At 34.6% G+C, this 10,000-nt stretch carries 10 protein-coding genes; all 10 read right to left on the bottom strand.

Going from position 1 to position 10,000, the window contains the following annotated elements; genetic code table 11:
* Positions 1-1,670 (bottom strand): Sec-dependent nitrous-oxide reductase (gene nosZ / locus LDL23_RS05600; RefSeq protein WP_291264831.1); only part of this gene is annotated, 1,670 nt, incomplete at its 3' end.
* Positions 1,671-1,731: 61 nt separating this feature from the next.
* Positions 1,732-2,211, bottom strand: coding sequence for a c-type cytochrome (locus LDL23_RS05595; protein ID WP_291264830.1), 480 nt, complete (start codon positions 2,209-2,211; stop codon positions 1,732-1,734).
* Positions 2,212-2,414: 203 nt separating this feature from the next.
* Positions 2,415-4,205 (bottom strand): hypothetical protein, encoded by a 1,791-nt coding sequence (locus LDL23_RS05590; RefSeq protein WP_291264829.1) that lies wholly within the window; start codon positions 4,203-4,205, stop codon positions 2,415-2,417.
* 121 nt (positions 4,206-4,326) lie between these two features.
* Entirely contained in the window at positions 4,327-4,566 is a 240-nt protein-coding gene (locus tag LDL23_RS05585) for a cytochrome C oxidase subunit IV family protein (protein WP_291264828.1), read from the bottom strand.
* A 10-nt stretch (positions 4,567-4,576) separates the two neighbouring features.
* The gene (locus tag LDL23_RS05580) at positions 4,577-5,146 is read right to left on the bottom strand and encodes a cytochrome c oxidase subunit 3 (RefSeq protein WP_291264827.1); all 570 of its coding nucleotides are present in this window, start codon (positions 5,144-5,146) and stop codon (positions 4,577-4,579) included.
* Complete coding sequence (locus tag LDL23_RS05575; RefSeq protein ID WP_291264826.1) at positions 5,143-5,805, bottom strand: carbonic anhydrase; 663 nt, start codon at positions 5,803-5,805, stop codon at positions 5,143-5,145. The genes LDL23_RS05580 and LDL23_RS05575 overlap by 4 nt, the downstream gene beginning before the upstream one ends.
* Before the next feature lie 11 nt (positions 5,806-5,816).
* Positions 5,817-6,812, bottom strand: a complete 996-nt coding sequence (locus LDL23_RS05570) for a PAS domain-containing protein (RefSeq protein WP_291264825.1) — start codon at positions 6,810-6,812, stop codon at positions 5,817-5,819.
* Positions 6,790-8,556 (bottom strand): VWA domain-containing protein, encoded by a 1,767-nt coding sequence (locus tag LDL23_RS05565; RefSeq protein WP_291264824.1) that lies wholly within the window; start codon positions 8,554-8,556, stop codon positions 6,790-6,792. The genes LDL23_RS05570 and LDL23_RS05565 overlap by 23 nt, the downstream gene beginning before the upstream one ends.
* 11 nt (positions 8,557-8,567) lie before the next feature.
* A complete protein-coding gene (locus LDL23_RS05560; RefSeq protein ID WP_111567247.1) occupies positions 8,568-9,353 on the bottom strand; it encodes a CbbQ/NirQ/NorQ/GpvN family protein in 786 nt (261 codons plus the stop codon).
* Positions 9,354-9,461: 108 nt separating this feature from the next.
* The coding region (locus LDL23_RS05555) for a cbb3-type cytochrome c oxidase subunit I (protein ID WP_291264823.1) at positions 9,462-10,000 on the bottom strand (539 nt) is incomplete at its 5' end.

Genomic DNA, 10,000 nt, shown 5'->3' with positions numbered 1-10,000 from the left:
GCAAAGTGAGATCGGATAGAGGTCATGTACACATGCACTTTATTTCCTTCTCTTACCACTTTGGCTTCTTTTTCACCTTTTGCAGCGTAAGGATGTTTGTTATCTTCTAATTTATAGAATTTCAACTGTCCGTTGTTTCGAATTAAATCCGCTGGAGCTGCTTGTGCGTAATGCGGCTCTCCAATGGTTGGGAAGTCTAAAATTAGTTTCATTTTATCGCCACTAATATCAAATATTTGTGCTGATTGTGCTAATTCAGGACCTGTTGGTAAATAACGGTCTTTTGTAATTTTGTTGTATGCAATTAAGTATTTACCAAATGGTTTTTTACTATCACCACCAGGAATACATAAGTGACCTACAGAATAATATGTTGGAACACGGTCTAATACTTTTAAGGTTTTAATATCCCATTTTACTACTTCAGAAGAAACGAAGAAAGTGGTATAAGCATTTCCTTTTCCGTCAAATTCAGTGTGTAATGGCCCTAAACCAGGTTTTTGAACTTCACCATGTAAAGCAGCTTCGTATTTCACCACTGGAATCCCTCCATAATCACCTTCAAATTTTTTCCCTTTGATGGCAGCTTGTAATTTATCAAAACTAAACACAGGAATTAAAGCTGCTAATTTACCAGAACCTACGATAAATTCACCTGTTGGATCAACGTCACAACCGTGAGGTGATTTTGGACAAGGAATCATGTAACAGATATCTTTTAATTCAGAAGCATCTAAAACCAATACTTCATCTTTCATAACAGATTTTGCAGAATGTGTATGCTCATCCCAAGTGTTGTGTGCATATTTCACTTTTTGTTTTTTACCTTTTCCAGCTTTGATGTATTCTTCTGCTTTTTTCCAGTTCACAGCCATGATAAAGTCTTTATCTTTTTGAGAAGCGTTTACTTCTAACAATGTGTTGGCTTGTTCTGTGTTGTAGCAAGAAAAGAAGAACCATCCGTGCGATTTTCCTTTACCAGCGTGAGAAAGGTCAAAGTTTACACCTGGAGTTACAATTTGGAAAGCCAAATCCATTTCTCCCGATTTTTTATCAACACTTACAAAACTGATATGTCCTTTGTAATTCTCTTTATAAGTATTGATTGGAACATCTCCATTAGAATAATCGGCAGGAACACTAAAACGAGTACCCGCTACCACATATTCTGTATTTTCAGTAATGAATGGAGAAGAGTGATTACCTCCACTGTTTGGAAGCTCGATAATTTCAGCCGTTTTAAATGTTTTTAAATCAATTCTAGCAATACGTGGCGTATTGTTAGCATTCCCAAAAACCCAACGACCATCGACTTCACCGTTAGTTTGAGACATTTCGGTGTGGTGTAAATCGTCCCAAGGCACAAATCCGTGAGAGGTATTTAACATTGGTTTTGTTTCTTCGCTGTATCCCCAACCCTTTTCTGGGTCAACCGAAAATACAGGAATAACTCGGAATAAACGTCCGCTTGGTAATCCGTAAACACTTAATTGTCCACTAAAACCACCTGAAACGAAATTGTAAAACTCATCGTATTTTCCTGGTGCAACATACGCCTTCTCAGCAGCATCGCCACTTACAGCATCTCCTGAGCTTTTTGGTTTACAGGAAGTCACCAAAGCACTTCCTAGGGCAATTACTAAAACTGCCTGTACAAATTTATTTTTCATGATATATGTAGTTAAATTAAGGTATCGTATTACTTTCACTTAACACAATACCCTTTTATGTTTATTTCACACCGTCATTTTTACGCATATACTCAAGAATTCCTCTAGCTTCGTCATCTGAAACACCTTGGTTAGGCATACGAACCAAACAAATTTCCAATTGCGCTTGCACTTCTGGATCTTTGTCAATCATTGGATCAGGATTAGTTATAAAATTCATAATCCATTCCGGTTTTCTTCTTTCTGTAACCCCTTTCCAACCTGGTCCAACTAATTTTTCATCTGTTGTTTTGTGACATGATGCACATTTTACACCCGCTACTTCTTCTCCTTTTTTTGCTAAAGCTTGGTCTAAAGTAGCTCCCAATTCAACTGTGTCAAATTTTCCTTCACCACGTTTTGGATCATACGATGCTGGATCAGCAGCTTCTGTTGTTGCTTCACCTCCACCTGGCTGATAATTATCTTCAGCAGATGCCTCTTTTTTACCACATGCTATAGCTAAAGCAAGAGATAAAACAAGTAAAATTGATTTGTTCATGATATTTTAATATTAAAATTATTACTACAAATTTCTGAAATTGAGCGCTTTAAAAGTATGATTACAATCATAAAAAAGGATATTTTTATCTTTATTATTAACAATTGTTGAACAAAAAAGGCTGTTTCCAAAAAATGAAAACAGCCTTTTACAAAAACCTACTTATAAAAATTAAATAACCCTCATTATTAAGTAATTATCTTTTAAACTGGAATCGTATTGAATTCTAATTTATTCAATTGTAATTCCAATTGTAAAATATCGTTTTGAATTTTTGAATTCTTTTCTTGGAAAATCGATTTATAATAGTCAATTCCGTTTAAAAGATTCGCTTTAAATGTTTCCCATTTTTTAATTTGTTGGGGAGTAATTTCTAAAACTTCATTTATTTGGTTAGTCAAATACGAAACATACAAACCTAATTCTTTCACAAACATATTAGGTCTATCGGTATGATTTTCGATTTCTTTTTTGCCGTAAATATGTTGAATCATCTCTTTCAATGAAAATTCTCTAGAAAAGTAAGCCATATTTGGACCAGGACAAACCACAACACCTTGCGCTTGACCTTTGATTGGAATTCCTAATTCGATATGACTTGCATTTGCTAATCCCACACACAAACATGATTTTTCTGTAATTGAATTGTATTCTTTCGTGTAAGCTTCAAACGAAATGCTATCACGTTTTGCTTCTAATTCTTCTAATTTCTTGTCTTGATGCTTTTTAGATGCGGTACAAGTACCTTCTTTTTTGTATTCTTTACTTAAAGCTAAATATTTCTTTGGGCAAGAACTTCCTGCTTTTCCTGAAGCAATACGTTGGCTTTTAAAGAAATCATTCGTCATTCCTTTAATTGTGTTGAACGGAACTCCAAGCGGTGAAATATTACTTAAGTACAAATCTTTCTCTTTCGCATCAGCCAATAATTTTCTAGTTTCAGCATCAACCGAAGTAGCTTCTGGAACTAAAAGAAACGGAGAACCCCAACCCACAGCATCTACTCGATAATGGTCTAATAAAAACTGATGTTCCTCCGCTGTTCCTACTCCACCTTGAACTGTGATTTTTAGAACAGGAGGTTCGTTTGGAACTTCCTTATTTTTTGAAGCTAAAGCATTAGTAAATAGCGAATAAGCCGATTGAATCAATTCTTCTTTCTTGTTTTTGAATTCTTCCAAAATTGGACCTAATAAAAATCCGTCAGTAGCAAATGCGTGTCCGCCGCAGTTTAAACCTGATTCGATTCGATATTCAGAAACCCAAAGTCCTTTTTTAGCTAGAAAATTTCCTTGAATCATCGCCGAGCGAAAATCACTCACTTTCAAAATGATTTTCTTCTGAAATTGTCCGTTTGCATTGGGATAAAAAGCATCGAAAGTTTCCATGTAACTGTACAATCTTGGATTCATTCCAGCAGAAAAAACTACCGATGAATTTGTGGTACTATTTACAAAACCTCTTAAAGCGGCATGGGCATCATTATAAATTACAGGCAATTGTTCATCATCACTAAAATTATCTTTATCAATTTTTGTCATGATATTGACATCGATACTACCTGGTGCAAAATGATGATCCAAGATGGTTTTCAATTCCATCATATTGTTTTTTCCTGAATCGATTAAATGCTCTAATTTGATTTTTAATTCGGAAGTTGTTGGCAAAATGGCGATAAAATCTTCTAATTGTGTTCTTTTTTCAATCAATTCCGATTTGAAACTTTCGAACTTTTGAGTGACAACTGTATCGAGTAAATTCAAATAATTGGTAATTCTTTTGGCTCTAAAATCTTCTACTTTTTGCGAAATTTCTTCATACGGTTGTTTGAATTTTTCGGCATAAAAAGCGGTCATTTTTTCAATCAAATCGTCATCCATGATAGAGATTACAGAATCAATTCCGTATTGTGCCACTCGCACTGGACTATCAATAGTGAACGCCAATCCCATAACAGGAATGTGAAAAGTGTGTACGTTTTTTTGTAAAGTCATATTGTTTTCTTGGTTAATTTTTGCATTTCATTTATCTCTTAAAAAAATAAATAGTGACAAATAAAATACAATCCTTCAGATTAATATATGATTATTATCATGCTTTTAAAATTGGAAAAAATTAGAGTAAAATCACTAAAATAATTCCCATTAAACCACCAAAACCTAAAATCAAATATTTCCAAAAAGCATGTGCCTTTTTTAATTCCATAAACTGAAAAGCTACTAACCAAAACTTAATTAAAGCTAAAGTAACAACCGTTGTTGCCATAATTTCTGCACTTACATTTAATGCTACAAAAGCAGCAATTACAGTCAGTGCCAACAACAAAATGAACGTAGAAGAAATCGTGTCTTTCATAATCTTACATTTAAAAAAGTAAATAAAGTACCGGAAATAAAAGCAACCAAATTAAATCGCACATGTGCCAAAAACTAGCGCTGGCTTCGATGTCTTCAAAGGATGCTTCGGTTTGTTTTTTCTTGATGGAAAATGTAATGACAAATAAAATTACCAATCCCACCAAAACATGTATAAAATGAAAACCTGTTAATAACCAATAAAATCTAAAAAACGAATTGTAATCCATGTGCAATCCGGCTTGTAATTTTTCATAATATTCGAATGATTTTAAAACTAAAAATCCAAGACCTCCAAGCATTGCACCATTGAAATAAAACAACGTCTTTTTGATGTTAGCAGCTTTAAAAAAATGGATTCCTTTGGCTACAAAAAATCCGCTGGTTAATAACAGAATCGTGTTTATTGTTCCAATTGTTTTATTCAATTTTAAACTACTGCTGTGAAATAATTCACGCTCTTCCGAACCGTAATAGGCTAATGCTAAAATCGCCATTCCGAAAGTGATGAGTTCTAAATAAATGATTATCCAAATTAAAATGCCTCCAGGCGGATAGTATATTGATTTTGTATGGTTCATGATTGTAATAATTCGACTTTACCTGTGTGTAAATCATAAAATGTTCCTACTATTTTTATTTTCTTTTGATGGACCAAATCTCTAATAATTTTGCTCGAAGAGAGAATGTGTTCTATGGTGGAAATCACGTTCAATCGACCTGTTTCATTTGATAAATGTTCGGGTAATGGATACGTTCTGTGATGACTAAATGCCACTTTGATTTGATTGGTTAATTGTGTCAAATGTCCTAAATTTACATTATCAATTGCACCTTGAACTGCACCACAATTGGAATGTCCTAAAACCACCAATAATTTAGTTCCTTTCACTTGAACGGCATATTCCATACTTCCTAAAATGTTTGGATCTTCGATATTTCCGGCTACACGAGCAACAAATAAATTTCCAATTCCTTGATCAAAAACAATTTCAGGTGGCACACGAGAATCGATACAAGACAACACAAAAGTATGCGGATGTTGGTCTTTTTCGGAATGATGCGCTTCATCAATAAAATCATGATGCATCGGTACATTATTAACATAACGCTGGTTTCCTTCCATCAATTCTCTCAAAGCTTCATTTGCCGTTTTTGGAACATGATGATGCTCGACAGTTTCACACGAAAAAATAAAGATGATAAAAATGCTGAATAAAATCGTACCTATAATTCTCATAACTCTTTCTATTAATTATTCCATTCTAACAATCGTTTTTCGCCGTTAATTTGTTTGATATCTGTAATATCTTGTGACATTTCGATTACGCCTTTATATCTTTTTTGAGTATCTCTAACTGCAAAATAGCGAATGTAAATCAGACGTTCTTTGTAGTTAATCCAGAAAGAAGCTTCGTTTTGTTCGCCTTTTCTAAATGCTTCTAAAATTTGTAAAACGGTATCCACACTTTTGGGTGGATGACAAAAACGAACTTCTCTACCAATAATTCCAGCACTTCTTGGAAAAACGCGTTCTTCACCTCGATTGTAGAAAATTACCTTATCGTTTTCATCTACATAAGTTAAATCGATAGGTAACGTTTTGAAAAGTAGATTTACCTGTTCAACTGTCATGAAGCCTTCATCGTAATGCGCTGCATTTTCGTTAAAAACTACATCGGTTCTGCGTTCTGTATCTTGAGAAGGATGAATGTATTCGGATTCATTTGAGAATTTTGGTGGCGCTTCTGATAACATCCAACCTATTTCGTCTTCTCCTTTTCGCATTTTAATCCAATCTTCATCGGATAGCATTTCTAAAGCATTTGGAAACAAAACGTTTTTTTCTACTTCTAATAAGCGATATAAATTTTGAGAAATTAAATTCGTATTGTGCTTGGCAGAAGTGAAATCTTGGTCATCCAAATTTTTTCTAACAATGCGAAACATTTCTCTAATCGTATCGTGAAACGACCACATATTTCGAGAAGGTCCCGTCCAACCTTTTTGTTCTAAAAACGGAAATAATTGATTTTCTTTTCGCTCAAAGCGTCGTTCAACGGTTGCTAAATGATTGAAAACATTGTAAAATTTTTGAAATTCTTCTTTTGGATTAATGGTGTTTAATTCTTCCAATAATTGATGAATCAAATCGGTTTCTACGAAATAAGTATGAATGGGATGTCCTTCAATCACGTTTGTATGTGTTTCTGATGTTGCCATTTTATTGATGTTTGATTTTCTCATAAAGTTTTACCAATGATTTTAGTAAAGCTTCGGGAGAGGTTAATATTTGATAATGATTTTGACCGAACATTTGCGGTAAATAATATTTGGCTTGAGCTTCGATAGCTAAAGCATACGAATTGATTTTTCGTTCATTCAATTCTCGCAATGCTTGTTTGATGTCTTGAATGCCGTGTTGTCCTTCGTATTTATCGTAATCGTTTGGTTTTCCATCGGAAAGCACGATAATCCATTTGTTTTTGGCATCCAATTGATCCATTCGTGCGCCAGCGTGACGTAATGCGGGACCAATTCGAGTATAACCATTAGGCTCAACAGCTCCGATTTTATGTTTGGCTTTGTTCCAACTTTCGTTGAAATCTTTCAAAGTCAGATAAGTCGTGAAATTTCTAGTTTTGGAATAAAATCCGTCAATCGCAAAATCGATGTCGAACTCATGCAGAATTTCGCCAAATAAAATAGAAACTTCTTTTTCTACATCAATCACACGATTTCCTGCGGCATAACCATCGCTTGAAAGACTAATGTCTAACAAAACTAAAATGGCTAGGTCTTTGTTTTTCTTTCTTTGCGATAAATAAATGCGTTCGTCAGGCGATTTTCCAGAATGAATGTCGGTATATAAATCGGTTAACGCGTCTAAATCGAAAGCGTCACCTTGTAATTGTCTTCGTTGTTGTTGCATTTTATTATTTACGCTGGTAAGCATTTTTCGTAAACCATTTAAAGTGGTTTTGTACTTCGCCATCGTATTTTTATAATAAGTCGCGTGAGTTTTGAGTTGGGTTTTTGGATATACTTTACAGAAATCAGCCAAGTAATTTCGTTTTTTGAAATCCCACTCGTCGTATTTTAAATGAAAGCCTTTTTCATCTACCTCAGCACTTTCGGCAATGGAAGTATTCTCAACAAAATCCGCTTGATATACAGAATGTACCATGTCATCCACACGAACGGTGAATCGCATGTTCATTTCTTCCAAGGCTTCTTGATGGTCTTTTAAATCGTCTTTTCCATCAAAATCACGCCAATTTCCGTTGAATTCTTCTGCCGTTTCTATTTTCTCGAAACTGTGCATTAACACATAATCTTCTTGTTGCTTTTTGTCAATCGTAAGCGATTCGATTTCTTCAACGGCTTTCGCATGAAGGGTGGTTTCGGCTACGACATTGTTTTTTATTTTCTTAGTATTGTCATCGAAATTTTGCAATACATTTTCGGCATCAATTTGGGGTGTGTTTTTCATCCATTTTCCGTACAACCAAGAGTAATCAATGGTTTGGTCTTTTTTATTAACGGGTAATTTTGGCACCGCATCATAATAAAACTCTTGCATGGATGGATAATTTTCAAACATTTTCCCAATGACTAATGGCGCAGTTTCAAAAGCTTTTTCCAAAGAAAGTTCTGGTGAATTATCTTGGTTATCCCAATTGAAATTCAGTTGTTTTTGAATACTCAAATACACTGTTCTGAAAAAATAGAACTTCAGATTTTCTTCTTTTGTTGGGAAAAGCGAACAATTTATTGGAAGAAAGAAGTTTTTGTTTTTGTAACCGCCTTCGCGTTCGGCTGGAAAAATTTCGATTGGCGCACCACAAATTGCTCTCGCAAAAAGAGTCAATCGTGGTTTAATATCAGATAAGTTGATTTGACGGCTCAGAATTTCGGCATCATTGAGTCGTTTATTTTTAAAGTACTTGAGTACTTTTTTATAGATAATTTCGTCTAATTCTAAGCCCATAACTCCAATCTTTAAATCATTAAATCGCACAAATCGTTTAAAGCTTGAATGGTTTCTTGCTCGTCTGTTAAAGGTTCAACAACGGCAACGTGAACAGCTAATCGTTTTGGTAATCCGTTATTGATAAGTTTTGCGGCGTCCACTAATAATCGAGTGGAAACGGTTTCGGTTAGCCCTAATTCGGTAAGATTTCTAATTTTTGTTCCGATTGCGACTAACTTTTGAGCGATATCGGCTTGAATTCCGGTTTCATTAATTAAAATTTCGGCTTCAATTTTTGGATTTGGATAATCGAATGAAAGTGCTACAAATCGTTGACGAGTGGAAGGTTTCAATTCTTTGAATCCTTTTTGATACCCTGGATTAAACGAAGCTACTAAAAGAAAATCAGGATGTGCTTTGATGGTTTCTCCTAATTTATCAATGAAAAGTTCTCTTCTGTGATCTGTTAAGGAGTGAATGGCTACGATGACATCTGGACGCGCTTCGGCAACCTCATCTAAATATAAAATATATCCGTTTTTTACGGCTATGGATAATGGTCCGTCAATCCAAATGGTTTCGGCTCCTTTGATAATAAAACGTCCAATTAAATCGGTTGCTGAAGTTTCTTCGTGACAACTTACGGTGACTAATGTTTTGTTAACTTCATTCGCCATATATTCAATAAAACGGGACTTTCCAGAGCCGGTTGGACCTTTCAATAATAAAGGCAATCGCAATTGATTAATTTGATTGAAAATTTCAATTTCAGAACCTACTGCTTTATAAAATATGGTTTTTTCTGCTACTATCATGGCAATTTATTTTTGAAAAAACCGAAACCAAAAGCGGGCAGCGACAACTCTGGGCAATTGGTCTCGGCTGGTTATTAATTGTATAATTCTAACCTAAATAATTAATAACTATTCTTTTACAAGAGCTTCATCTGTTGGTTTACCGTATTTGATAAACTCTAGAATATATAAGGTAATTCCGGTTGTAAATAATGTGGCACAAAGCAACAATACGACAAAGTGAATACTGATTTCGTTTTGAACATCCATGAAATCCATTTTCATTTTACGTTCCATGTACACTTGAGCAACACCCGCTACACCAAAAGCAACAGTCATTCCTAACATTCCGATATTAGACAACCAAAATGCCATGTGACCTCTTGTGCTATCGTATAATTTTCTTCCTGTCATATTAGGCATTGCATAACTAATAATTGCTAAAACAATCATCGCATATGCGCCCCAAAATGCGTAGTGACCGTGCATTGCTGTTACTAAAGTTCCGTGTGTATAAATGTTGGTTTGTGGTAAAGTATGCGCAAATCCTAACAATCCAGCTCCAATGAAAGATACAATAGAAGCTCCAATTGTCCAGAATAACGCAATTTTATTTGGATGTGATTTTTCTCCTTTTCGGTACATGTACACTGCGAATAATGCCATTG

It is taken from the genome of Flavobacterium sp. (assembly GCF_020217025.1).
In the GTDB taxonomy this organism is placed as follows: domain Bacteria; phylum Bacteroidota; class Bacteroidia; order Flavobacteriales; family Flavobacteriaceae; genus Flavobacterium.
Note: the sequence above shows the minus strand (reverse complement) of the source record. Positions and strands in the feature narration are given on the sequence as shown.

Coding starts and splice junctions, on each gene's coding strand:
- LDL23_RS05595 (WP_291264830.1), bottom strand. CDS start 2,211: ATGAACAAATCAATTTTACTTGTTTTATCTCTTGCTTTAGCTATAGCA.
- LDL23_RS05590 (WP_291264829.1), bottom strand. CDS start 4,205: ATGACTTTACAAAAAAACGTACACACTTTTCACATTCCTGTTATGGGA.
- LDL23_RS05585 (WP_291264828.1), bottom strand. CDS start 4,566: ATGAAAGACACGATTTCTTCTACGTTCATTTTGTTGTTGGCACTGACT.
- LDL23_RS05580 (WP_291264827.1), bottom strand. CDS start 5,146: ATGAACCATACAAAATCAATATACTATCCGCCTGGAGGCATTTTAATT.
- LDL23_RS05575 (WP_291264826.1), bottom strand. CDS start 5,805: ATGAGAATTATAGGTACGATTTTATTCAGCATTTTTATCATCTTTATT.
- LDL23_RS05570 (WP_291264825.1), bottom strand. CDS start 6,812: ATGAGAAAATCAAACATCAATAAAATGGCAACATCAGAAACACATACA.
- LDL23_RS05565 (WP_291264824.1), bottom strand. CDS start 8,556: ATGGGCTTAGAATTAGACGAAATTATCTATAAAAAAGTACTCAAGTAC.
- LDL23_RS05560 (WP_111567247.1), bottom strand. CDS start 9,353: ATGATAGTAGCAGAAAAAACCATATTTTATAAAGCAGTAGGTTCTGAA.